Origin of the sequence: Priestia megaterium, assembly GCF_009497655.1 — a bacterium.
GTDB classification, from domain to species: Bacteria; Bacillota; Bacilli; order Bacillales; family Bacillaceae_H; genus Priestia; species Priestia zanthoxyli.
The window spans coordinates 2,598,237-2,621,107 of record NZ_CP023317.1; the positions used below are offsets into that span (position 1 = coordinate 2,598,237).

Here is a 22,871-nt window from a genome sequence, read left to right on the forward strand (position 1 = left end):
TTTCCCCATGAGAAATCTCATTATTTACGTATGAAGTTTCTCACCTATCGGCAGCAGTGTGGTAACAGAAAATCCGTTTGCTCCGTCGACAATCACCGTTCCGTTAATGGAAGCAGCGCGCTCTTCCATTCCTGCTATGCCAAGTCCTTTTTGAAACAAGTGAGCGCCTTTTCCATTGTCTTTGACTTCTACTTTAACCATTTTATTTAGTACGTGAAGCTCAATGGCAATCATCGTTGCTTCTGCATATTTCAAAGCGTTCGTAATAGCTTCTGTTATATTTTCATGGATAATTTTCCACTGAAGAGGCGTGATAAGATCTAAATTCCCTTTGTATACAAGAGGCATTGCGATACTATGCTTAGCCTCAAATTCACCAATAAATAATTTAAGACGGCTGATTCCTATTTGCTCAGCGGGAGGCTTTATACTTTTTAACGTTAACCTAATTTCTTCAATGCCTTCTTTCGAAATCGTAATCGCATTTTGAAGAAGAGACAGCGCTTTTTCCTCGTCTTGCTTCATTACGTGCTTTGCTGCCTCCATTTGAATAAGTGCTCCTGTCATTGAATGACCAATCTTATCATGAATTTCCTGCGATAGTCGATTTCGCTCTTCTAATTTTGAAGCATATTGAGACTGTCTCACATACTCTTTATTTTCATTCACGTGCTTTTGCAGCTTTTGCATACTTACTCTCATTTCATCAAGCTTTTGTTCATAATTGTTTGTCCGCTTTTGATAGATAGCTGCTCCTGTGTAAATAAAAAAAGTAAACGCAGCGACTAACACATACAGAGCTCTAATATCAGAGGGAACTAGCAGCACTGGAAGCAATACAAGCAGCACCATCCATTTTTTTACGATTGATTCTCCAATAAGCTCACAAAGGTTTAGCGGCAAAAGAAGAAAAAACAAAGGATGAAGTTGATACGCACAATATAGAATAAGGACAATTGAAAAAGCAATAAGCATGCGCTTGAACGCGCTCTTTTTCACAATAGACGCGGCGATATTAACACAGCTGTAAAGAAGCAGTGCTAACACAATAGCTGAAATCGAGTGTACATAATTAAACTGAATGTACGTAATAGCCAAAAACAGCATGAGGATGAGCTTGGTCATCATTAATCCGACTTCCATAGTCCTACTTCCCTTTACCGGTTAAATAGTAAATAGCAATTTGAGTACGGTGCTCAAGTCCCGTTTTACTTAAAATCGAACTAATATAGTTTGCTACGGTACCTTCTGAAATAAAAAGGGTTTTAGAGATTTCTTTATTTGAAAGCCCCTTGGCAATCAGTGTCATAATGCTTGTTTCACGCTCGGTAAACTGTGTCATATCCGCTTTTGACTCGCGCTCAGTTGCAGCGTTTAAACTCGATTTGATTTTATCAAGCACAACATCTTGCAGCACCGTATGTCCGTTGAACACGCTTTTGATTGCGTCTCGAATGCGCTCTGGCTCTGTATTTTTTAACAAGTAGCCTTTAGCTCCGTTTTTTACAGCATCAATAATATATTCATCGTCATCAAACGTAGTTAAAATAAGCGGCTTTGCTTTCGTTGACTCTGAAATAAGCTTTGTAGCCTCTACACCGTCCATAACAGGCATTCTTACATCTAACAATGCAATATCGACGGAGTGATTCTTGCAATATTGAACGGCTTCTTGACCATCTTTTAAAGTAGCGACAACGTCGAATTCCTCGTATGTATTTAATATAATTTTCATTCCTTCTCGAATAAACGAATTATCATCTGCAATAATAATAGTAATTTTCATTTCTGCAAGTGAGAAGATCTCACTTTTTTTCACATCCTTTTTTCACATCCATCTGGATGCTTCTCATTTATTGTAGCCATAATAAACCAAAAGTTCAATGCGATAGTTTGCAGTCTTTCTAAGCACTAAAAAAGAGCAAACCTCCGCAGGTTTACTCTTTCGTCCTGTTACTTCTGAGCTAACTTAATCACCGTCTCTAAAAGTACGTTTACACCTTTTTCGCATTCTTCCCAAGGAGTGAACTCTTCTTCACAATGACTTTTTCCGTTTACGCTCGGAATAAAAATCATAGCCGTCGGAATATAGCTAGCTAAAAACTGTGCGTCATGTCCAGCTCCGCTGACCATTCGCTTGTAGGAATACCCTAGCGAACGAACCGACTCTTCCACTTCATCACAAACCGTTTTATCAAACCACACGGTATCGCGTCCCCAAAGCTTGGTCACCCGCACTTCGCACCCTTCTAACAGCTCCGCTTGATCAGGCAGTGATTGAATAATTTTTTCCACGGATGCAATGACATCTTCATCCGTATGTCTCGCTTCAAGCGAAAAAATCACTTTATTTGGAATAACGGTATGAATATTAGGCAGTACGTTCATACGCCCCATTGTATAGACTAAATTTGAATCCAATCTGCCGAGCTCATGACGAGCTTCAGCAATCAGGTTATTAGTTGCAAATAGCGCATCTTTCCGCATATCCATCGGCGTCGTACCGGCGTGATCTGACTCCCCCGTAACTTCAATTTCATAGCATACCATTCCGAGCACGCACTCGACTACACCAATTGATTTGGCTTCTCTTTCTAAAATAGGCCCTTGCTCAATATGTAATTCTACAAATGCCGATGCTTCAGTAAGACGGTTACTTCTATCGCCTTCATATCCGCATGATTGAAGGGCTTGCTTAAACGTCACGCCGTCAACATCTGTCTTCTTCATCATAACGTCTTTTTGAAACTTGCCCGATAAAATACCTGAAGCCATCATAGAAGGCTCAAAACGCGCTCCTTCTTCATTCGTAAAGTTAACAATCATAATCGGCACCTTCGGCTTAATATTATGTTCAACCAGCGTCCTTACTAACTCTAACCCTGCAACTACACCGAGGATTCCATCAAACCTTCCGCCTTTTTTTACGCTGTCCATGTGTGAGCCAATCACAACAGGCGGCTTATCTTCTAGTCCTTCAAGCGTGGCGTAAATACATCCAAGGTCATCGATTTTAATATCCATTCCAAGATCCCGGCAGCATGAGCAAAAATAATCTCGTGCTAGGCGATCTTCTTCTGACAGCGCTAGGCGGGTTACACCGTTATTAGGTGTTCGTCCATAATCGGCAAATCGTTCAAGCGTATTTTTTAACCTTTCTCCATTCACTGCTACTTTTTGTCGTTGCAACTCAACCACTCTCCTCATTATTTGGTTATAAAGTGCGTCTAAGATGCTGTGTTAATGAATATCATTCATTATGACATAAAATAGGCGATATCACTTGAAGTCTGTTAGAACCCCTTCCATTGTTTTTGTAATGAAAGTGCGCAGCTTGCCTTATGTATCTATTAGCTTCAAAACGTAAATTTCCTGCTTTTTTCTATGAATAATGCACGCGTTATTTATGCATTTTTATTATAAAAATAGCGATAGGTTTTTTCCAAAAAAAAGAGAATTAGTTATTATACTAACTCTCCTCTACACACTTACTTTTTATTTGCTTTCTTCGCAATCGCAATCATTGTAGCTAAAACACCGACTGTAATAATCACAATAGCAATTACAGCAGTGGTAATAATAATTCCTGATGTTACTTCTGAAACACCCATTAGTCTACGTTCTCCTTTTGTGCCTGACCTATTTACCTGCATCAGCATACTGGTCGGTTTATTCCTATTATATACGAACTTGTAAAGCGACGAAATATGTGACACATAATTGACATACTGTTTATATGTTTTCTTTTAATTCTACGTTTTATTTAAGAAAATACGGGAATAATTCAAACATATATAAGAAATACTCTTTATTTCTTTAAAGAAGTATTGTAATATAAATGTAACAATTGTAATATTAACAGCATGAATGTTACATATATTTCAATGAATGAGTAGGAGGGAAATGGAAATGAAAAAATTTGGAATAATCTTAGCATCACTTGCTCTTTTCTTTTCACTAAGCACAGGAGTTACAGCTCAAGCAGCATCACAAAATCTATCAACGACTAATGCGGTAAAAATTGCAGCAAACGCAAGCAACCATTTCTGGAATGCACTTCATGGATCTAAAGGTAATTTATGTACTCAAAAAACATTTAATTATAAAGGCACTCAGTACTCATATCTTTGTCAAGATTTTAATACAAAAAGCAAACTAGTAAGCTACTTATCTGAAACGTTTACAAACAGTGCTATTCAAAAAGGATTAACAAATTATCGCTACATCACATATAACGGAAAGCTTGCTCGTCCTGTCGGTGACGGATTCAGCATGCTAGAGTGGAACAAAGCAAAAGCAAAACTAACTTATCAGCGCGCCGATGTTCGCTCTTATCAATTTACGGTTCCAACAGTTGACGGAGGAAGTGTAAAACGCACCGTTACATTTTATAAATCTGGTTCACAGTGGAAAGTAAATAAGTTTGATGCTGTACTATAAGCAATATAAAAAACAAGGTCTTCTAAGGCCTTGTTTTTTTATGCTCTCTCTTCCGCTCTTTATTAAAGAAGTTTCACTTTATTTTCACCAACTCCCCTTATAGTATGGAGACACACTACTACTTATTCGATACATTGTCATCGGAGGATTTTATATGAACATACTACAAAAAAGAACGGCTTTTATCGTAACGGCAGCTTTTCTTTTAGCATTTGTTTTCAGTATCGTTTCACTATCACACTATAAAGGAGAAGAACATTTATTTTCAATTCAAGAAAGTCATCAGTTAAAAAAGATTACGAATGGTATATCTGCTCTTGATAATAACTCAAGAGATCATCGTCTTCCTTCAGGAAACGGTCCTGCTTCACCCAGCAATTCCGGAGAACACGTAACGCCTTTTCATAATCTATCTATGGATAACGGTGCCGGAAGTCAAGGAGCTAATAAAGATTATGAAACGCCGCTAGCTCTTTATACGGCGGGCTTTTTTATAGCAGCAGCTTTCGTTTACGGATTAGTAAAGAAAAAGAAATGGCATCATTCGATAGGGCATTCTCGCGTTATTTTATGGTCATTACTTGGCACTGGTTTATTTATTCGGATTGCGCTGATTCCGTGGGTAGGCTCTCATATGGATGCGTCGCTTTTCAAAAACTGGGCATCGGTTGCGGCTAATCATTTTTCAAATTTCTACGCTAAAAGCGGAAGCGATTATCCGCCGTTTTATATTTATATCTTGTTTATCGTTGGGAAAGTTGGCAGTTTACCGGATTTTCAGCAGTATTTTTCGCTGTTGATTAAAATTCCGCCTATTTTAGCAGATGTTGTCACATCTTATTTACTCTATCGTTTAGCTCGTAAATACTTGGCACCTTCTTTTGCATACCTGTTAGCAATTGGGTATTTATTTAATCCGGCCATTTTAGTTAATTCAACGTTTTGGGGACAAGTGGATTCATTTTTCACTTTACTTATTGTCCTAGCCATTGTAATGATTACGGAAAAACGAATTTACGCGTCGGCCGTTATTTTTACAGCAGCGGTCTTAATGAAGCCGCAGGCGATTATTATCCTGCCTATTTTGTTTTTCGAGCTCATTCGCCTGAAGCAAGTGAAGCATTTCTTCGGCATTGCTTTAACGGCGGCTTTCACTGCTGGGGTGATTTTATTGCCTTTTTCAGTCGGAAAAAGTCCAACGTGGATTATTGATTTATTTTCATCCACCATTGGAGAGTACCCGTATGCTTCTGTTAACGCCTACAACTTTTATAGTTTAATAGGCGCAAACTATAAAGACAGCTCTGCAACGCTGCTGTTTTTCAGCTATCATACGTGGGGACTTATTTTTATCGTCGCGACAACTATTTTTTCTTGGCTTATTTATATAAAAGGACGGAGCTTTAAATACGCCGCTCTTGCAGCGCTTATTCAAATTTCAGGGGTATTTACGTTTTCTTCAAGCATGCATGAACGCTACTTATTTCCAGCAGCAGCGCTTGCTTTAGTGGCTTATATTTATTTAAAAGACAAAAACTTGCTTTACTTATCCCTTGGATTTAGCATCAGTATTTTTATGAACACTTTTTTTGTTTTATACGGCGACAGTAATATGCAAAACAGCACGTCATACCCGTTTTCTATGTTTGCTACGTCGATGCTAAACGTCTTGCTTGTTGTTTATTTAGTAAAAGTTGCTTGGAATTTAGTCCAAAAAAGTACGGTTTTAAAAACGGCATAATACAAAAAGCTCAGTGAGTATGATTGATCACTGAGCTTTTTTACATAACAAGCGACATGCCTGGCGCGTCTTCTTCTCTTTCTTGAAATCCTAATTTTTTATAAAAATGATGCTTTCCTTTTGCTGCAAACAGCTGAATCGATTCAATTCCGCTTTCTTGGCATTTCGTCAACAGCTCTTGAATAATTTGCTTTCCAAGTCCTTTGTTTTGGTACGAGGGATCAACCATCACGTCGCAAATAAGCGCTTGGTAAATTCCGTCTGAAATCATACGACCGAATGCAATCAATTGTTCATTATCATAAATACCGACTCTAAACCAGCTGTTGGCTGCCGCTTCAAACAGCTGTTCTTTTGTATAATTGCCTTTTTTACTTTTATGTAATCCGCTCGCTTCATGCAAAGCAGCAAACTGCTCAAATAACGGAACCTCTTTTTTTATTACGTAAGACACGTTCATTCTCCTCTCAATACCGTTGCTTTCTATATTATATTTATACATCAAAAAGAATAATAATTCAACATTTTTATCTAGTTATCTTGTTACCCTTTCTCCAAATAAAAAAACTGCCAAACGGCAGTTTTTTAGGCTTGTGCTGATTTTTTTCGTTTTTTAAGATCAATTCCTGCAATAATAAGCAAAATGATTCCAAGAGCGATCATGATTTTACTCACTGTTTCTACCCATTCCGGTGCACCTTCAGCAAGTAAAAGTGAAAATCCAATGATATAAACCGGAAACCCAACGAGAGCCCAAGGGGATTTCACCTTCTTTGTCTTCATATATAGGATCTCCTCCTTCTTTACAGATTCTATGTAGGCTGTATATGATGAGTTTATCAGAAAAAATTGGAAACGACAAAGGAGATAAACGCATGCATACGTTGCCTCAAACATTTTGTGATACAATTACTCACCTTCACTCTCATAAAGGCCAAAAGTGGCTAACTGACTTTCCTCAGCTGATTCGCTACTGCGAACAGCGATGGCATATCACCATTCACAGTCACTTCCCTCTTTCTTACCACTTTGTTGCTCCTGCGCGCAAAGCAGATGGAAGCGAACTAGTTGTAAAACTCTTTGTAGAGCCTTCAGAGCTGCTTCATGAGCAAGAAGCACTGACAGCAATAGCTGGTGAGAACACGGTAAAAATAGTGGACAGCGATGCTGAAAAAGGCATTCTACTGCTTGAAAAGCTGTCTCCCGGATGCCCGCTTTCCTCTTTATCAACTAAAGAAGAGGCTGCGTTAATCGCTGCTCGGCTCATGAAATCTCTGTGGCGCATGCCTCAATCAGACTCCACTATCGAAGAAACAGCCGTTAAAAGAGAGAAGCAGCTTCGAGAGTATACACAAATGTATCCAAGCGGCATTGATTTTCTTTCTTCCGAAACGCTTCAACACGCGCTAGCCGTTTTCTCTGAATTAAACCGGACTTCTCAGCAGCTTTTTTTGCTTCACGGAGACTTGCATCATGATAACATCTTACAGTCTGGTGAAGCGTGGAAAATAATTGATCCAAAAGGGTTGATTGGAGAAAAAGAGTACGAAATTATCCCTTTTCTTTTAAATCATCTGCCTAAGACAAACGTAGCAGAGGCAATTGACCATCGAATCAATATATTTGTAAAAGAACTGAACGTAAGTAAAAAACGCATTTTACTGTGGGGATACGCTCATTCTGTATTAGCCACGTGCTGGTTAATAGAAGACCGCCAAGACGCCGCTTCTTTTTTACGTGCTATAGAAGCATTTCAGCACTTATTTGAGTACTATTACGGGCATAAAAAATAAGAGCCGACATTTGGCTCTTATTTTTTGCATTTCTCTGCGACAAGCTCATATGATTTTAATCGGTCAGCCGGATCGTGCGTAATGGTGACAAGCATGAGTTCATCCGCTCCGTAGCGTGCTTGAACTTCTTGAAGACGGACGTGTACTTCTTCCGGGTTTCCGATAATCATAGCTTCTTTCATCTTCTTCATTTTTTTCTCTTCTTCTTCTGTAAGCGGATAGCTGGCCGCTTCTTTAATAGAAGGCACACCTTTTGCTTCCATTTTATCCTGTTGAATTTTCCATACGAGTGAGCTCGTTGCGATGCGATGCGCTTGCTCAGTTGTTTCAGCGCAAATGACCGATACAGTGACAATCGCATAGGGCTGATTCCCGCTCTGTCTTGGCTGAAAAGCCTGCTTGTACTGATCAATAATAGCTGAACCGTCTTGTTCACTCATAAACTGTCCAAACGTATAGGCCATTCCATTTCTAGCAGCGAGCTCGGCACTTTTTTTACTTGTGCCAAGCAGCCACGGTTCTGGAGAGACAGGCGGAAGCGGCGAAGCTGAAAGCTTGGCGTATTCATGTTCAGCCGGAAATTTATCGTCTAAAAACTGCAGAAGCTCTTCAACAAGTTCAGGCATTTTAAATACTTGCTGCAAGAAGTTATCCGACAGCGCATTTGTTGCTTCAGCCGATCCACCCGGCGCGCGCCCAATCCCTAAATCAACGCGCCCTGGAAACAGCGTTGCGAGCATGTTATACGTTTCCGCTACTTTATACGGCTTGTAGTGAGGCAGCAGCACCGCTCCGGATCCAATTCGAATTCTATTAGTTTGTGCGCCGATATAGCCAAGCATCACTTCAGGAGCCGAACAGGCAAGTCCAGACAAATCATGGTGCTCTGCAATCCAGTAGCGCTCATAGCCAAGCTTGTCACCAGCCTTGGCCAGCTGCATCGATGCTTCTAACGCTTCCGCTGGGGTCTGATGGGATGAAACGGGCGATTGGTCAAGTATACTTACTTTCATCACGCATCTGCTCCTTATTCGTTCACTTCAATTAAACTTAATGAAAAATCCCCTACCTGGCCTTTTTCATATAAATTTGTAAAAGACGTAGAGTACTGATGAATCGTTCCTTGGAAATCCAGATCTTCTTCTGGGACATTTACATGAAAAGTACCTTTATATAAAAGTGTAGTAATATCATGATATTCCTCACTTGTTACCTTAAAATCAACTGAAACTTTTGTTTTGCCTTTTACAATTTCTTGTTCATAGCTGTAAATTTGAATAGGCGTATCATTTAATACAATTTCTTGTACCACGTTAAATCGTCTCCTTTTTTAGTGCGTATGAAAAATAATAGCACTTGAAGAAGTCATGAGCAAATAAAAGAGCTTCTGGTTGCGCATGCAAAAAAAGCATGGCTTTTCGCCATGCTTGTAGTCCAAAAACGATCTTATACGCGCTTTGTACGCGTGCGTTTGAATACGAAATAAAGAACAATAATCACAAATGCCGCAACTACAAACGGAAGCGTATATTTGCTTGCTACGTCTTCAATGTTCGCCCAGTTCTCGCCTAGCTTTCCGCCTAAGTAAATAAATAAAATCGACCAAGGAATCATCGCTAACACGGTTAAAGACGTAAACTTCCAAAACGGCATTTTAGCAATACCTGCAGGGATCGAAATCGCGTGTCGAACAACCGGGACAAAACGAGCGGAGAAAACCACGCCCGCGCCGTATTTATTAAACCAGTTTTCCGCAAGGTCGATATGCTTATCATGAATAAATAAGTACTTGCCGTATTTTTGAAGAAACGGACGTCCTCCGTAGGCTCCAATCCAATATAAAAACCACTGTGCAATCGTTCCGCCAATAATTCCGGCAATGACTGCTCCTGGAAAACTAATCATGCCTTGAGAAATCATATACCCCCCGTAGGCTAGTACAATTTCACTTGGAATGATTTCAATCATTAAGCCGAGCGCAATACCTAAATAGCCAAGGCTCGTTAAAAAATCCAAAATACTCGTAATAAATGAACTCACCTTTAATCACCTTACTCATTCTTTAATAATTTTACACTACTACTATATTCCAACCATCAGTATAAAAGGAAACTATGAACTCATTATGAACAGCTTACTTCCCCGTTGACTGCCGGTACCTTTTCCGCAGCTCATGCGTATGCAGATCCGCTAGGCGGACCGGAATCGGAAGCTTACTTTCTTTTGAAATAAAATGCATCATAAGCTGATATGACATGTCCAAATCAATATAGTTTCCGCACGACAGAAAAATAGGCTTTACCCCTTTGGCTGTCCTTACTACTCTACCATAAACTTCGCCATCAATCACGATATCTTCATAAGCGCCCTCTGTATCTTCAGGCATAATGTAATCATGTCCCTTGATCTTTAAATAGCTTTTCCATATTCCAACGGTAGGTTTATTGAGAAAAAACGAAGCATGTGTGGCTACTCCCATGTGCTCATAGTGCAAATATCCGTTGCCATCAAATAAAAACACGTCGGGCTCTACCTGAAGTTTTTTAACCGCTTCAAGAATTAAAGGAAGCTCTCGAAAAGCTAGAAATCCAGGAAGATAAGGAACCGTTACTTCTCCTACACTGTGCACTTTTTCCACAACGTTTTTCGTCTGATAATCAACCACTACAATGCTGCACGCTCCGTGAGATATGCCGTTTTCTTCCCAGTACGCAACATCAACACCAGCACAGTTATGTATATGCGTCATTTTGACGCGTGATGTTAAATCAATTTGTGCTTTTAGCTTTTGCTGAAGCGTCCGGCACTCCTCTTTCGTTTGCATCGTAAACGCATGTATGTACTGAATATCCATGTTCCATTCCTTTCATTGACTGACTCACCTATTATACAACTATTTTCTAAGAAATTCCTATTCTTTTTTTCACACCTTCTATTATAGCGCTGTTTCCTTAACGTTTGATTAAAATCGCTATTCGTTTACGCATTTTTTGTAAACATCATCATGAAAAAATCCCTATTTTTCTTTACGAAATGTCAACGTTTTCTACACACTTCCTCTATATCAGCATCACATTTTTTCGTTACGCTATTTCTATACCAACGCATAGGAGAGAAATGTGATGAAAAAATATTTAGCTGGTTTAAGCGCCGTCGCCTTATTATGCTGTTCAATCGCCTCTTCTGCTTTTGCACGCACGGAAGAAAAACTCACAAATATCGCGCACCGAGGAGCCTCTGCCTACGCACCTGAAAATACAATGGCTGCTTTTCACCAAGCGTTAGAAATGAATGCGGATTACATTGAACTTGACGTGCAGCAAAGCAAAGACGGTGTACTCGTTATTATGCATGACCGTACCGTAGACCGAACGACAAACGGAAGCGGACACATTCGAGAGTTAACGTACGCGGAGCTTCAGCGCTTGGACGCAGGAAGCTGGAAAGGGGATTCTTTTACGAATGAAAAAATTCCAACTCTTTCGCAAGTATTAGATGAATTTCAAGGAAAAATCGGTATATTAATAGAGTTAAAAGCGCCGGAACTTTATCCTGGAATTGAAAAAAAAGTAGCTTTTGAAATCAACAAGCGACAGCTCGATCACGTTATCATTCAGTCTTTTAACGTTTCATCCATGAAAAAAATGCATGAGCTTCTCCCAAACGTTCCTATAGGGATACTAACTTCTTCACAGCGAGACGCAAGCCCAAATTCAATCCAGCAATTCGCCGCTTTTGCCACTTACTTTAACCCGTCTTATGACATCCTAACGCCTGCTCTTATCCACCAAGTCCATTCTGCCGGAATGAAAATATCACCGTGGTCTGGAACCAAGCGGCTTCCCGCTTCATTTTTGTGGAAAACAAAAAGTGACGGAGTGATTACAAATTATCCTGATGAAGTGAATTGGGTGCAAACATCAAGTGCTATCGGACAACAGCTCGAAAAAGGAAGCGCACGCCGAGTAATTACACTTGCCGTCACAATGTGGCCATAGTTCCTGTAATCTTTTACTAGTAACCTCGTCTTCCTTACTGCCTTTTTAACGCTTCAATACGTTTGATTTCACTGAAATACCGAAAGTTCCCTTTAAAACATCTCTCCATCGTTTTAAAAAACTGCTCCGCTCCTCCTAACACCACCATAAAAAAGTCTTGTTTTGGAAGCACTGCTTTTACGGGAGGAGATGTATGCAAGGTATACAGTACAAACTGTTCAGAAGCCGATTTTAAGGTTAATACTAACGGTTGATCTGGAAAATTCATCTCTCCATATCCGGTCTCTTTTAAACTCTCCATTGCATCCAACAAATAAAGCCACATCCCATCTATAACATCCCATGCAGATGCATCAAGAAGCGGCTCACCGTAGTATTCAAGCTTAATAGCTCCTTCAAGGCAAGTAAAATCAAACTGATTACCGTAACGAATGAGTTCTTCTTCGTTCGATATATCGATAAAATAGTGCGATTCCTTTTCATATAGAGATGATAAATCCGTAATCAAAATACCTGGACGCTTAATGAATGTTTGAACACGAAACAACATTATCCCTCCATGCCCTGTTTGCTTTCACAGCTCAAATAAATTTTCTCCGTCCTTATTTACCCAATACTTTTCTATTTTTGGAATCAAACCTGTAAAGTCTTTATACGTTCCTTTCCAATCGCTTGGAACATATTCTTCAAATGAAGCCGGCTCAGGAAACAGTGAGTAAAACGTCTTTTGATCAAAATCCACCAAAAACGAAGGGCTAAAATCTAATACGTCTTCTTCATCTACGCTTTCTATTTTATCTTCAAACAGCTTTAAAAGAGTAGTTGTATCTGCTTGATACGACTCTATACGTTTTAAAAAAAGCTCAGCATTTTCATTGCTGAGAACTTCGATCCCTTTTCGTTCAGGTTCGATGTATTCATTAACCGCTGAATCACCTTCATTTTCAAAAGCTTGTGCAAACTTTACATAATCCAAATACCATAGCTCTCGATCGGTTACATACCATTGAAACTGCTTTTTATGTACTACTCCGACAATTACGTTTTCAGCATATATGGGTTCTAGCATGAGATGGACCTCCTTGCTTTTATTAGCTTTGTGGCCTGTTATATACGATTTAATTAATCTTTAAGCACTCTCTTTTGTACTTTTTCATTCAGCTTTCGTTTTAAATATTCAGCAATTTCTATTTGTCCAAATTCCTTAGCATATCGGTACGCATCCATCTCTTTAATATTCTCACCGGTATATTGAACGGAAATATCTATACCCTGACCAACTAGATGTTCAACTACCTCTTTATGACCACCGTAAATTGCTGCGAACAATGGATTTCTTTTTGCCGAACTTACATCTAATTTTACTCCAGATTGGATTAAATACTGTACTATTTCTACATACCCCTCACCTGCTGCCACTCGTAAGGGAGAAGCATCAAATATATCACCTTTTATATTTACATCGATTCCTTTATGCACTAGATACTCTACTATTTCCATCTGTCCTTTTTTTGCTGCTACGTGTAACCAACTACCAAATGGAGTCATGGTGTGTAGAATTGCTTTATTACTACCTATTAATTCTTTGACTGAGTTAATGTCACCAAGTTTAATTGCATTTCTTATTGCTTTGTTGACGCTGTTTTTCTCCAAAGCATATCCCCCTTAATTTAGTTGCCCATTATTGTCGTTTTTAATATAGACATCTTCCTCAATAATTTAGCTGTTTCTACCGTTTTTATTTTTAAATAGTTGTGGTCAGTGAACTTCACTGTCATACTCGTAGTTCTTTTAACACTTTTGTTCGCAGATCATTCACGATTTTTCTATTCGTATCATCATTTAATAAAGAAGTTAGTCTTTCTATGTAACTATCCGCATTCTCTATACATCTTTCAAAACCATTTACAAAATGCTCTACTAATGTATCATCAACTAAAGCAATGGGTTCGGGATAATATTCGACGCCTTTTCTTTCAAATGCTTTTCTACTAGTATAAGCAACTGCATAAATAATACAGTCCCAGGCTATAACATCTGTTTTATTATCTGACATCTCTTGAATTATTGTGATACCATTTTCCTCGTGATCTAATAATTCATAAAGAGTATCTCCACTATTTTCTTTGTCTTTTAACCATTCCCAGCATTTACATATAACTTTCCGGGCTGAAATTTGATCTTCCTTACGAGAAAGTACCGGTACTACTTTTTCTGAAAGTGCCAGAAAAAATATCACTTTATCATGTTCTGTTAAACTATTGAAATTAGCATTAGTCATTCTTAAACTCCGTTTCCACTTCTCTCACTATGATGAGCTTAACTCCTCCGTCTATATATCTTTTGCTTTTCTATGATTAGGAAAGAAATTTTTTTATGATCTTTTTATCATATTCATCTTCTGAAATAATCCCTAAGTACTTATACTCCCAAATCACCTGTTGTTCATACGGGTCAACAGTAAGAATATCTTCATACCCGTAGTCTATCTCAAATTTCCCATCATGATCTAAATGCAAAGTTAAACTTGTCCATATCTCCTGCTTGTTTTCTATAAATACATCTAACAACTCACGAAAGCACTCTAACTGTTTATCTAATAACACTAAGTAGCTCTGTTCTGACACCTCAAATAGTTCAGGTATATCATGACTATATATAGGTTCATCGCTTCCTTTTGGATAATAAAAGAAATACGTTGTTTGAGAACCTTCTCCTACTTCTGCATACAAATAGATTTCTCGCCAGTCTTCTTGTATCATTTCCTTTAAATTATCGGCCACCTTTTGATAAATATTATTAAGCTTTAATTCCATCTACTGTCCACCTTCTGCTTTAAATATTCAGCAATTTCTATTTGTCCTCGTTCAATCGCAAATTCACAGGCATCCATATTTTTCATCGTATCCCCCGTATACTTTACAGTAATATCAATACCACTCTGAACAAGGTATTTTACAATATCAAGATGACCACCATAAATCGCTGAAAATAAAGGATTTCTACTCGAATCGCTTACATCTAATATTGCACCTCTATCGTATAAGTACTGAACTATGCTAAATTCACCTACACTCGCTGCATGTGCAATTGGCGCTGACTTTGGTACACCTTCATTTGTGTTAATATCCATCCCATATTCAACTAGGAACTTTATCATATCAAGGCTACCAGCTCTAGCAGCCACGTGTAGCCACGTTCCAAAAGGAGTTATAAACTCAAGCAGCCTTTTATCTGTAATCAGAATCTCTTTTGCTTGTTCTGTATCACCATTCTTAATTAAATCATAAGTTTTAACTGCTCTTTCCTTATTATCCATAGAAACCTCCTAAGATATCTTTGTTTATACAGCTTCTTCATTAGTTCATAGTATCAGAGAGATCCCTTTAGTTCTCTCAAATCACTTCCAGAATTCATCTAATGATTTAAATAGGATTATGTGGATACTCTTTTAAATATTGCTCTATTAAATCTTTAGTTTTTTCATCTATTGGTACTTCATTTAAATATTTGCACTTCCAAAGTTTGAGCTGCGCTAAAAAAACATAATCTGTTTGAAACCAATTTGTATAATCAAAAGATACTGAGAATTCTCCTTCTCGATCAAGGCTCATTGTAAAGGAATACCACAAATCCTGATTATGTTCTTCAAACACTTCTCTCACTTTACTGCTAAGGTCCAAAAGTTTATCTTCTTTTTCTTAGAATTCTAATTCAGAAACAACAAATCTTTCTGTAATATCTAAGCTATAATGATACGTTTTTTTATTCGAAGGCTGATTATAAAAGAAATACGTTCCTCCTCCATCTTCTGATACCTGTGCATAAAAATAAAATCTTTCCCATTCTTCGGGAATCATATTATTAACCGTTTCTGCTATTTCTTGATACAATTCCTGTAACTGGCTTTCCAATTGCATAAGTTTTATCCTCCTTTCTGGTTTTTAAGTGTTACTATCCCTAGTTCTTCACCTTCAATTTGATACTCTATTCTAAATTTGATAGGGCGTATTGAATGCCATTTTTAACAGGAAAATATTTTTACCGATATTTTTTTAGAAAAGCTTCCTTCAAAGCATTTGCCCAACCTTTATCTTTCTCCATAATAAACCAAATTCCATTAGAACGATTGTTATCTATTTTACCTGCACTAATGTTGTTCCTCAACATGTCGCGTCTGGTTATGTATTCTTTCAAGCCATTTATGGTAACAATATCGTAGATTCCTTTTTCGGTTTCCATAGATTGAGTTAATTTGTTTCACAATTTCATACTCATATAAAAAATGCAAGCACCATCCGTATTTTTACAGAGATACTTGCACTTTTATAGTCGTTATATACCAAAAAACTTCAAAAGAATATCAAATATGATGATCTATTGATTCAAACCAAAGTGAATTCTACTAAGCTCACATATCAATACGAAATTAAAGCTTATTATTTTTCACTTCTTCAAACCACTCATCAGCAACATAATCGGCTGTTTTACTATCATCATTAGTATATACTAAGTCATACTTGTATTCAGCTTTAAAATTGCCACTTTTAACATCATAGATTAACTTCATCTCCGTTGGCATATCTCTTTCATATTCTTTGCATAATTCTTCAATCTTTTCGATATCTTCACATATTATTCGCAACACCATAAGGATTCTTTTTTGAGACACATCATATCTTTCGTCTCCATTCTCCAATGCATCATTCACTTTATGACATTCTACATACTTATTATTGATACAATAAAAGAAACTGCCTGAAACAATTCCTCCTTCACGTGAAGCATAAACATATACTTTATCAGCTCTATCTTCAACGTACTCCATACATATAGATATCATATCAGCTTGTAATTCACTGAACTTATCTTCATATTCTTTCATTTTGCTGTTTTCACTCCTTAGATTAACTCTCAAGAATTCCAGTTAACCTTACCTAAAAAATCTTTTCGTTCCTTTAGTCATCATAGAGTGACCCACCTTATTTGTTTAGATACTTGCAATGACTAGCGATTGCGATAAGCTATTTTGGCGCTATTCTATTTTATAAGCCGTAACTTTTATAAAATAGAAAATAAATACTGAAATGCGCAAATGCGTTTAATAAAAGCACCGATTGCCTAGAAAATGCAATCGGTTCTCCCACTTACTCTTGCAAATTTTTTATTCACAAATTAATCTCATTAATTCAGGAATAAAAGAATTTATACCTATTTACGAACTTAGGCTTTATAAGTTTCCCAATAAAATTAACAAACAAATAAGTTTAGCAGCCCTCTAGGGTTATTTGTCTTTGAGGCTTTTTATAAAAGCTTCAAAGCTATAAGAAATAAGGCTAAAGTGCGTGTTAGAAGGTTCATATTCTTCTTCGTAGATGTCTTCCATGTCTAAGCTCCAATAATAAACCGCTCCAGAATTTTCTCCTGATAATGACAAGCAAATTTTGTTATCAATTGGATCTTCGCCAATAATTAGAAAATTATCAGGTATTACATGGTTACTATGAAAAGCCAAAAATACATTCTGTACATTTTTATGCACTTCTTTAGTGAATGGAAGTATGGATGTTAAAGATGACGTGATTTTTTTGTCTAAGGTTTGAAACCTTCGTATAGTAGGGTTGCCGCCATTGGTTTTAAGTAAAAACTCTTTATAGTCATCGGGCAATTCAATATTCCACTCTTCTTCAAATGATTGAATCTCTTGCAAATTTGCAGGCATACTATTATTTTTAATCTCTATATTCATAAATAAATATTAACCTCCCTCTATAAATTATCTCAGTCCATAACTTTGCAACCCATATCATCCCTAGAGATTCTTTCTTTTAGTTTCAAGTTTCATAGTGAGAGTGTGACACCCTTTACATGCTGTGACAAATCATACATTAAAACGTAGGTGCCAATTTTACATACAATTTAAAATCAACTTCTATATCATTTTCAACACTTGTTCTTTCACATTTTCGTCAAACTTAGCTCCTTCTACATTTGCTCCTGTCCAAACTACATTGTCGAGTTTAGCACCGGTAAAATCCGCTTCTGTGAAATCCCCATTTAAAAGGATTGCTCCGGTAAAATCCGCTTCTGTGAAATTAGCATTTCTAGCATCTACCGCTGATAAATTTACATTTTCCAAATGCGCTTTTTCAAATTTACTATTTGTCAGATTGGCACCGCTGAAATCCGTTCCCGTACAGTCGGCCTGTTCCGCATCAATTCCTGACAAATTTGCATGGCGAAATGTAGCATGATTTAAAATTGTTCCAACTAATTCTCCATGTGAAAAATCAGCCTCATCAAAACGAGTTTCAAAGCAACTACTTATATTTATCTTTGCATATTTCATATTTGCTTTAGAAAAATCCGCTTCGCCAAACCTACAATCTGCCATGTTAATTTCCTCTAAATTACAACTTCTGAAATCAGCTAACTCAAAATCGCAGTCATGAAAAGCTGCTCTCATTAGTGAAGAGGCTCTCAACACAACACGTTTTGCCATAATACGCCTTGCCATTACTTCTGACAGGTCTGAAAAACTAAGGTCTAAATCACTCATATCTACCTGATCTATAACCTCATCATTATATTGAGATCTATTTACTATTTCCATAACCCTTATTCGATCATTACTTTTCTCATCCATGATTACAAATTCCTTTCCTTTAATTTTCTAGATACTTCTTCCAAGCAACATTGGGCGAATACGTGACAACCATTCGACTTTCATGAAAACTTGGCACAGCTATTACTTGAGCTGGTTCTAAGTATTTCATTACATGTAACCAACGATCTAGCCATGTATCACTATCAGCTTCTAATGGATTTTGTAAAAGATCCATACAAACCCCGCCCCATTCTAATTCTGATACGACAGCGGGAGTATTTAGTAAGAATTCTTTACCAAACATTTCCAAAACCTGACCACTAAAATATGTTCTAGCTCCTACCCCCAAAGGACCGTTAGGAAGAAATCTAACCGGTATAGGTAGAGATGAGATATTCATCCACTTTTGTAAACGTTCACGTTCAGTATTCCAAGGATTAGGTACTGGCCAACAAATTTGAGCTACTCCAAAACAAGGTTTTGTAACTTCTGCGATTTGATCAGATAGCACAAAAAAATCTGACCAAAATTTTTGAGGAATAGATTTTTGAAATTCAAATTTCAGAAATGAACCATAGTTCAAGTTAACTTCAAAGCGTCCTCTATAGTGCACAGATTTATCACGATACAGGTGAACTTCAGATACTTTACGTCCCGAAATTACTTCTTCTAGAATTTCCTCACGATTATATTCCACCCGTACCGTTTCAGCGTTCCCCCAATGAGTAGGAGCAAATTTTTCATTTGACTCAAACACATCCAAAAGACGACCTAATAGCTCCTCTTCGTTAAAAGCTACTGTGGGGTACATTGAAATTGAAAAATAATTAGGTTTCATTTATATCCTCCTTCCATACTAGATGTCATATCAGCCTGCAATTCCTTAATAAATCTTCAAATTCTTTCATACTACTTTTACTTCTTTAACACTAATAAAATGCTGTAAGGCCATGCTTGCCATCAATAATGTTTTTAACTATAAATTTCTTTGTTTGCATATTACTCTCAGTATAAATGTTTTTAACATCAACACCTGTTTTTTTGAAATGTTTTTTTCAAAATTCAACCTCATTTCTCTTTAACTTTCTGATGTTTTTCACATTCACATCGGATAATTTAAAAACAAAAAATTGTTCACAAAAAAACACTTGTTGCCTAAAAGGCAGTCAAGTGCTTATAGTTCATTTTGTAATATAGCTTTGAACATTACTGAACTGGTCCCATGAATTCAGTAATAATAAGAATATGTTCCTTCAATTTGACTTTTTTTAGATTCTCTACTTTTTCTGCTCCACCAAGCCCTAATAATGGAGTATAACCAAAACACTCATCATAAGCTGGCAACTCATAGTGGTCTACTGCTTCAGTATAAGGTGACCATTCTAATGATCTCTGTCTAAATGGTTCTTCCTCTAAAAATCTAATAAATAAAGAATATTTTGAAGCTAGCACTTTCGTTTTAGCCTTACGATAGTTAACCATCACTACATAAGACTCATTATTTTCATCCATCTCAAATAATATAATATCACCCATGGATGTAGCAAAAATTGGAATGGTCCCTTCATTTCTTAAATATGTGTCAGTTATCAACTCCCTAAAATCATCAGGGTTAATTACTTTTAAATAACCATTCAGAAGAGTTCCATATCCATATGTTTTCCACGCTTCAATCAATTCTTTTGGAAGATACTCTTTATATTTATTGATTGTTTCTTCTTCTACTGTTCCAATTTGCCGAAAATCATTGTATATATTCAATTCCTACTCCTCCCTAGTGTATAAGCTTTACATTTAAATACGTGTTTTTGAGTTGTTCAGGCGTCATATCTTTAGCCATCTCTTCTATCACTTCAATCTCTAACAATATGTATCAAGTTCAAGCCTTGTTCCTTACAGTATACTTTGATTTCGTCTTTTTGATATTTCAACTTACCTGTCCTTAAGTTGAGAATTCTGTATACCCAACAACGTTTAATTTTTCAGCCCCCATTACGAAATTAAAATTTATGTAACGCTTTTTTAACGAATAGCGAGTATTATACGGCCGTATCTAATAAAAATACAACTCATAATTTATTAAGCCAAAGCAGAGTTCGAACATCCTTTTACTTTATCCATTGTTTATCGCCTAATTATTATATTATTTTCACAAACCAAGTATTAAAACATAATGCCTTGATGGTACAACCATCATAAGCTATTGATTTTCATTAGCATTTTTTATGTAGTCCAAAGCATAAATTTCTCACAAAAAGCACTTGTTGCCTAAAGTAGACAATCAAGTGCTTTAAATTCTACTGTAACCCTTTTAAAAAGTTCATAATATCATCTTTTTTTAGCGAAGTATTACTATCCTTTAAATAATTAATGAACTCTTTAACCACTACCTTATTTATTAGTTTTATCTCATAAAAACCGTTGGGTCCATTCGGCACTGGGTAGTCCCCAAATTATAAAACAATATCTTGAAAACCAACCTCGACTATTTCTTCATCCTCAAATTTTACCGCAAGACCATGCTCAGGTTCCCACGTGCATTCAAGTAACAAACCAACTTGTCTTACATCTTCATCAAAGACCATAGGAAATATCAGTTGCTTAGGTTCAACAATAGTAGCTATCTCGTCCTTTGTGGATATGACAGGAGCCATCTTATCAGCGAATTTCTCACCGAGTCGCTGTCTGTAATCTTCGTAAACTTCTAAATAATAGTTCAATATAGCATCCTCAGCCAAGTTCAAAAGACGTTCTTTGTCATTAAAAAATTTATGATAAGCATTGACCTGTGCATCTTCAAATTCTGCATCATCTTCTGCTTCAATATTTAATATTACAGTCTTTTCATGTCCAAACAAAGTAATGTTATTATTCCTCTTCCAACCATAGTTGTAGGCTAATTCTCCAAACGTTTCATGTTTAATTGTCTCCATTGATTCCACCCTCTATTATAGTTTTTTTTCGGCTTTACCTGCCTCGGAAACTCCACCTAAATGACCAAACTTACTATTTATTACAGAAGGCACTAGGTCCATAGTCTTCAAATCATTATCCTCGTGCCAAGTATATTTATTTTGCTTACGCCATTTCCTTACTTCCTTAGGGGTTACCCCACATTTTTCAGCTAACCGTTCATCAGCTTTTTTAAAATTAATATCTCTATCAATAGACATACCTTCTATCTCAACTCTTCCTTTCGAGACAGGAGAAAAATCAGGGACAGCATCTGAGTAATCAATGCCTTTCTTATCAACTTGACTTAGGATTTCATTGACTTTCTCATTCTCATGAATAAATGTAGATTCACCACGTTCTCCAGTCCATTTTCCATTATTTACTGGTGTTTGTGCAAGTCTTTCTTCATAAGTGCTGTTAAAGGTTCTAGTTGCACTCTTCTTCGAAACTTCACTCGTACCCTTAGTAACTTCTTGAACCTTCTCAACTTCTTTAACAACCGGTTTCTCCACTCTCTCCACATTCGGGTTAGCCACAAATCGTCCGGTTTCTGGATCTTGGTATCGCTTGGCAGTTGGGTTATAGAGAGCTTGCGCCATCTGCATCGTCTGCTGCTTCACATTCTGCAAGGTCTCCCTCACCGTCTGCTGGGCAAGTGCTGGACCTGCCGGCACAAGATCTGGCATGAGTCTTGGCATACTGCTGTCTAAGGTGTTGTTATACGTTTTATGTAGCGACTGTGTCCAGGAGGCCGGTGCGTTTTTGACGCTTTGGTAGGCTTGCTTTGTGACGTTGGCAACGGCGCTTGTGCGAAGCGTGTTGCGCATGTTGTTGAGCTTTTCGGTTCCTTTGGTCGCAAGGCTTTGTCCCATTTTCCCCGCTACCTTCGTAGAAAGCGCTCCAGCTCCAGCAATTCCTAATGCTTGCAGAAGACTTGCTTTACGCTGCTTTACGCTGCTCTTCACTGATTTTATTCCCGAACATGTCGCGTCCGGTCATGTATTCTACTAAGCCGTTTGCAGCCACAAGACCGTAGAGGCCTTTTTCCGTTTGCTCCAGGACTTTGAAGGATTTGGCGGATTTGTAGGAGTCTAAGAAGTGATCCGCTGCTTCATTACAAGTAAACACACTGATTTTTCACAAAAAAGTGTGTTTACTTGTGACCTGAATAATTATTTAGTGACTTCAAAAAAGAATACACCACTTAATTTTTTATATCGTTTTTTTCTCTAGTAGTGTCACACATTGTACAAAACCAATTATAATCTATAAATTTAACACTTAGCACACTTATAAAATTATACGCGTACCAGCATATTTTTGGGTTAAAACGTAAA

The 22,871-nt window shown here is 37.3% G+C and carries 28 protein-coding genes and 2 pseudogenes; 4 read left to right on the forward strand and 26 right to left on the reverse strand.

What is annotated here, in order from left to right; all coding sequences use genetic code 11:
• Positions 1-24: 24 nt before the first annotated feature.
• The 4 genes from CEQ83_RS13055 to CEQ83_RS27595 form a co-directional block, all read right to left on the reverse strand.
• Entirely contained in the window at positions 25-1,143 is a 1,119-nt protein-coding gene (locus CEQ83_RS13055) for a sensor histidine kinase (RefSeq protein ID WP_048019178.1), read from the reverse strand.
• Positions 1,144-1,147: 4 nt separating this feature from the next.
• Positions 1,148-1,786 (reverse strand): response regulator, encoded by a 639-nt coding sequence (locus CEQ83_RS13060; RefSeq protein ID WP_028408271.1) that lies wholly within the window; start codon positions 1,784-1,786, stop codon positions 1,148-1,150.
• Positions 1,787-1,953: 167 nt separating this feature from the next.
• Entirely contained in the window at positions 1,954-3,189 is a 1,236-nt protein-coding gene (locus CEQ83_RS13065; protein ID WP_033579195.1) for a Zn-dependent hydrolase, read from the reverse strand.
• Positions 3,190-3,488: 299 nt separating this feature from the next.
• A complete protein-coding gene (locus tag CEQ83_RS27595) occupies positions 3,489-3,611 on the reverse strand; it encodes a hypothetical protein (RefSeq protein ID WP_013057357.1) in 123 nt (40 codons plus the stop codon).
• A 292-nt stretch (positions 3,612-3,903) separates the two neighbouring features.
• Here CEQ83_RS27595 and CEQ83_RS13070 point away from each other — a divergent pair, with 292 nt between their 5' ends.
• Positions 3,904-4,440, forward strand: coding sequence for an IseA DL-endopeptidase inhibitor family protein (locus CEQ83_RS13070; protein WP_014459798.1), 537 nt, complete (start codon positions 3,904-3,906; stop codon positions 4,438-4,440).
• 154 nt (positions 4,441-4,594) lie between these two features.
• Positions 4,595-6,181 (forward strand): MptA/MptB family glycosyltransferase, encoded by a 1,587-nt coding sequence (locus CEQ83_RS13075; RefSeq protein WP_155017294.1) that lies wholly within the window; start codon positions 4,595-4,597, stop codon positions 6,179-6,181.
• Positions 6,182-6,221: 40 nt separating this feature from the next.
• On the opposite strand, the gene CEQ83_RS13080 is transcribed toward CEQ83_RS13075, so the two are convergent.
• Both CEQ83_RS13080 and CEQ83_RS13085 read right to left on the reverse strand, forming a co-directional pair.
• Positions 6,222-6,635 carry a GNAT family N-acetyltransferase gene (locus tag CEQ83_RS13080; protein WP_033579196.1) on the reverse strand — a complete coding sequence of 138 codons (414 nt, stop codon included), beginning with the start codon at positions 6,633-6,635 and terminating at the stop codon, positions 6,222-6,224.
• Between the two features lie 131 nt (positions 6,636-6,766).
• A complete protein-coding gene (locus tag CEQ83_RS13085; protein ID WP_034269118.1) occupies positions 6,767-6,964 on the reverse strand; it encodes a hypothetical protein in 198 nt (65 codons plus the stop codon).
• A 92-nt stretch (positions 6,965-7,056) separates the two neighbouring features.
• Here CEQ83_RS13085 and CEQ83_RS13090 point away from each other — a divergent pair, with 92 nt between their 5' ends.
• Positions 7,057-7,974, forward strand: a complete 918-nt coding sequence (locus CEQ83_RS13090; RefSeq protein ID WP_033579553.1) for an aminoglycoside phosphotransferase family protein — start codon at positions 7,057-7,059, stop codon at positions 7,972-7,974.
• 17 nt (positions 7,975-7,991) lie between these two features.
• Here CEQ83_RS13090 and CEQ83_RS13095 read toward each other — a convergent pair whose 3' ends face one another.
• The 4 genes from CEQ83_RS13095 to CEQ83_RS13110 form a co-directional block, all read right to left on the reverse strand.
• Positions 7,992-8,987: an LLM class flavin-dependent oxidoreductase gene (locus CEQ83_RS13095; RefSeq protein ID WP_033579198.1), complete on the reverse strand. Its 996-nt coding sequence runs from the start codon at positions 8,985-8,987 to the stop codon at positions 7,992-7,994.
• Between the two features lie 14 nt (positions 8,988-9,001).
• A complete protein-coding gene (locus tag CEQ83_RS13100; RefSeq protein WP_014459792.1) occupies positions 9,002-9,286 on the reverse strand; it encodes a DUF3219 family protein in 285 nt (94 codons plus the stop codon).
• Positions 9,287-9,420: 134 nt separating this feature from the next.
• Positions 9,421-10,014 carry an undecaprenyl phosphate transporter UptA gene (locus CEQ83_RS13105; RefSeq protein ID WP_014459791.1) on the reverse strand — a complete coding sequence of 198 codons (594 nt, stop codon included), beginning with the start codon at positions 10,012-10,014 and terminating at the stop codon, positions 9,421-9,423.
• A 94-nt stretch (positions 10,015-10,108) separates the two neighbouring features.
• On the reverse strand, positions 10,109-10,828 hold the full coding sequence (locus CEQ83_RS13110) for an endonuclease V (RefSeq protein ID WP_155017295.1): 720 nt from the start codon (positions 10,826-10,828) through the stop codon (positions 10,109-10,111).
• A gap of 268 nt (positions 10,829-11,096) precedes the next feature.
• Here CEQ83_RS13110 and CEQ83_RS13115 point away from each other — a divergent pair, with 268 nt between their 5' ends.
• Positions 11,097-11,972: a glycerophosphodiester phosphodiesterase gene (locus CEQ83_RS13115; protein WP_045291777.1), complete on the forward strand. Its 876-nt coding sequence runs from the start codon at positions 11,097-11,099 to the stop codon at positions 11,970-11,972.
• A 34-nt stretch (positions 11,973-12,006) separates the two neighbouring features.
• Here the strand turns inward: CEQ83_RS13115 and CEQ83_RS13120 are convergent, their stop codons facing one another.
• The 16 genes and pseudogenes from CEQ83_RS13120 to CEQ83_RS27445 form a co-directional block, all read right to left on the reverse strand.
• Positions 12,007-12,519 (reverse strand): hypothetical protein, encoded by a 513-nt coding sequence (locus CEQ83_RS13120; RefSeq protein ID WP_033579200.1) that lies wholly within the window; start codon positions 12,517-12,519, stop codon positions 12,007-12,009.
• 27 nt (positions 12,520-12,546) lie between these two features.
• Positions 12,547-13,041, reverse strand: coding sequence for a hypothetical protein (locus CEQ83_RS13125; RefSeq protein ID WP_029322197.1), 495 nt, complete (start codon positions 13,039-13,041; stop codon positions 12,547-12,549).
• A 53-nt stretch (positions 13,042-13,094) separates the two neighbouring features.
• Positions 13,095-13,625 (reverse strand): ankyrin repeat domain-containing protein, encoded by a 531-nt coding sequence (locus tag CEQ83_RS13130; RefSeq protein WP_155017296.1) that lies wholly within the window; start codon positions 13,623-13,625, stop codon positions 13,095-13,097.
• A gap of 121 nt (positions 13,626-13,746) precedes the next feature.
• Positions 13,747-14,253 carry an Imm6 family immunity protein gene (locus CEQ83_RS13135; protein WP_098600014.1) on the reverse strand — a complete coding sequence of 169 codons (507 nt, stop codon included), beginning with the start codon at positions 14,251-14,253 and terminating at the stop codon, positions 13,747-13,749.
• Between the two features lie 76 nt (positions 14,254-14,329).
• A complete protein-coding gene (locus CEQ83_RS13140) occupies positions 14,330-14,788 on the reverse strand; it encodes an antitoxin YezG family protein (RefSeq protein WP_048019167.1) in 459 nt (152 codons plus the stop codon).
• The gene (locus CEQ83_RS13145) at positions 14,779-15,291 is read right to left on the reverse strand and encodes an ankyrin repeat domain-containing protein (RefSeq protein WP_155017297.1); all 513 of its coding nucleotides are present in this window, start codon (positions 15,289-15,291) and stop codon (positions 14,779-14,781) included. The genes CEQ83_RS13140 and CEQ83_RS13145 overlap by 10 nt, the downstream gene beginning before the upstream one ends.
• Positions 15,292-15,397: 106 nt before the next feature.
• A pseudogene (locus tag CEQ83_RS13150) lies at positions 15,398-15,886 on the reverse strand (immunity protein YezG family protein).
• A 515-nt stretch (positions 15,887-16,401) separates the two neighbouring features.
• Positions 16,402-16,857 (reverse strand): immunity protein YezG family protein, encoded by a 456-nt coding sequence (locus CEQ83_RS13155; RefSeq protein WP_028408256.1) that lies wholly within the window; start codon positions 16,855-16,857, stop codon positions 16,402-16,404.
• A 399-nt stretch (positions 16,858-17,256) separates the two neighbouring features.
• Entirely contained in the window at positions 17,257-17,721 is a 465-nt protein-coding gene (locus CEQ83_RS13160) for an SMI1/KNR4 family protein (protein ID WP_045291789.1), read from the reverse strand.
• 183 nt (positions 17,722-17,904) lie between these two features.
• The gene (locus CEQ83_RS13165; protein ID WP_047750808.1) at positions 17,905-18,618 is read right to left on the reverse strand and encodes a pentapeptide repeat-containing protein; all 714 of its coding nucleotides are present in this window, start codon (positions 18,616-18,618) and stop codon (positions 17,905-17,907) included.
• Positions 18,619-18,637: 19 nt separating this feature from the next.
• Complete coding sequence (locus tag CEQ83_RS13170; protein ID WP_099000627.1) at positions 18,638-19,417, reverse strand: hypothetical protein; 780 nt, start codon at positions 19,415-19,417, stop codon at positions 18,638-18,640.
• Positions 19,418-19,785: 368 nt separating this feature from the next.
• Complete coding sequence (locus CEQ83_RS13175) at positions 19,786-20,340, reverse strand: T6SS immunity protein Tdi1 domain-containing protein (protein ID WP_099000626.1); 555 nt, start codon at positions 20,338-20,340, stop codon at positions 19,786-19,788.
• Between the two features lie 13 nt (positions 20,341-20,353).
• A pseudogene (locus CEQ83_RS27850) lies at positions 20,354-20,428 on the reverse strand (polymorphic toxin type 15 domain-containing protein); the annotation flags it as partial.
• Positions 20,429-21,032: 604 nt separating this feature from the next.
• A complete protein-coding gene (locus CEQ83_RS13180; RefSeq protein ID WP_099331075.1) occupies positions 21,033-21,512 on the reverse strand; it encodes a DUF6985 domain-containing protein in 480 nt (159 codons plus the stop codon).
• 15 nt (positions 21,513-21,527) lie between these two features.
• Positions 21,528-22,499, reverse strand: a complete 972-nt coding sequence (locus CEQ83_RS13185) for an HNH endonuclease (protein ID WP_375164317.1) — start codon at positions 22,497-22,499, stop codon at positions 21,528-21,530.
• Entirely contained in the window at positions 22,474-22,662 is a 189-nt protein-coding gene (locus CEQ83_RS27445; protein ID WP_375164318.1) for a hypothetical protein, read from the reverse strand. The genes CEQ83_RS13185 and CEQ83_RS27445 overlap by 26 nt, the downstream gene beginning before the upstream one ends.
• Between the last annotated feature and the right edge of the window lie 209 nt (positions 22,663-22,871).

What these genes read in the sequence shown, in the direction of transcription:
- CEQ83_RS13055 (WP_048019178.1), bottom strand. Translation starts at nt 1,143, where the DNA reads ATGGAAGTCGGATTAATGATGACCAAGCTCATCCTCATGCTGTTTTTG.
- CEQ83_RS13060 (WP_028408271.1), bottom strand. Translation starts at nt 1,786, where the DNA reads ATGAAAATTACTATTATTATTGCAGATGATAATTCGTTTATTCGAGAA.
- CEQ83_RS27595 (WP_013057357.1), bottom strand. Translation starts at nt 3,611, where the DNA reads ATGGGTGTTTCAGAAGTAACATCAGGAATTATTATTACCACTGCTGTA.
- CEQ83_RS13070 (WP_014459798.1), top strand. Translation starts at nt 3,904, where the DNA reads ATGGAAATGAAAAAATTTGGAATAATCTTAGCATCACTTGCTCTTTTC.
- CEQ83_RS13075 (WP_155017294.1), top strand. Translation starts at nt 4,595, where the DNA reads ATGAACATACTACAAAAAAGAACGGCTTTTATCGTAACGGCAGCTTTT.
- CEQ83_RS13085 (WP_034269118.1), bottom strand. Translation starts at nt 6,964, where the DNA reads ATGAAGACAAAGAAGGTGAAATCCCCTTGGGCTCTCGTTGGGTTTCCG.
- CEQ83_RS13090 (WP_033579553.1), top strand. Translation starts at nt 7,057, where the DNA reads ATGCATACGTTGCCTCAAACATTTTGTGATACAATTACTCACCTTCAC.
- CEQ83_RS13095 (WP_033579198.1), bottom strand. Translation starts at nt 8,987, where the DNA reads ATGAAAGTAAGTATACTTGACCAATCGCCCGTTTCATCCCATCAGACC.
- CEQ83_RS13110 (WP_155017295.1), bottom strand. Translation starts at nt 10,828, where the DNA reads ATGGATATTCAGTACATACATGCGTTTACGATGCAAACGAAAGAGGAG.
- CEQ83_RS13115 (WP_045291777.1), top strand. Translation starts at nt 11,097, where the DNA reads ATGAAAAAATATTTAGCTGGTTTAAGCGCCGTCGCCTTATTATGCTGT.
- CEQ83_RS13125 (WP_029322197.1), bottom strand. Translation starts at nt 13,041, where the DNA reads ATGCTAGAACCCATATATGCTGAAAACGTAATTGTCGGAGTAGTACAT.
- CEQ83_RS13135 (WP_098600014.1), bottom strand. Translation starts at nt 14,253, where the DNA reads ATGACTAATGCTAATTTCAATAGTTTAACAGAACATGATAAAGTGATA.
- CEQ83_RS13140 (WP_048019167.1), bottom strand. Translation starts at nt 14,788, where the DNA reads ATGGAATTAAAGCTTAATAATATTTATCAAAAGGTGGCCGATAATTTA.
- CEQ83_RS13145 (WP_155017297.1), bottom strand. Translation starts at nt 15,291, where the DNA reads ATGGATAATAAGGAAAGAGCAGTTAAAACTTATGATTTAATTAAGAAT.
- CEQ83_RS13155 (WP_028408256.1), bottom strand. Translation starts at nt 16,857, where the DNA reads ATGAAAGAATATGAAGATAAGTTCAGTGAATTACAAGCTGATATGATA.
- CEQ83_RS13160 (WP_045291789.1), bottom strand. Translation starts at nt 17,721, where the DNA reads ATGAATATAGAGATTAAAAATAATAGTATGCCTGCAAATTTGCAAGAG.
- CEQ83_RS13165 (WP_047750808.1), bottom strand. Translation starts at nt 18,618, where the DNA reads ATGGATGAGAAAAGTAATGATCGAATAAGGGTTATGGAAATAGTAAAT.
- CEQ83_RS13170 (WP_099000627.1), bottom strand. Translation starts at nt 19,417, where the DNA reads ATGAAACCTAATTATTTTTCAATTTCAATGTACCCCACAGTAGCTTTT.
- CEQ83_RS13180 (WP_099331075.1), bottom strand. Translation starts at nt 21,512, where the DNA reads ATGGAGACAATTAAACATGAAACGTTTGGAGAATTAGCCTACAACTAT.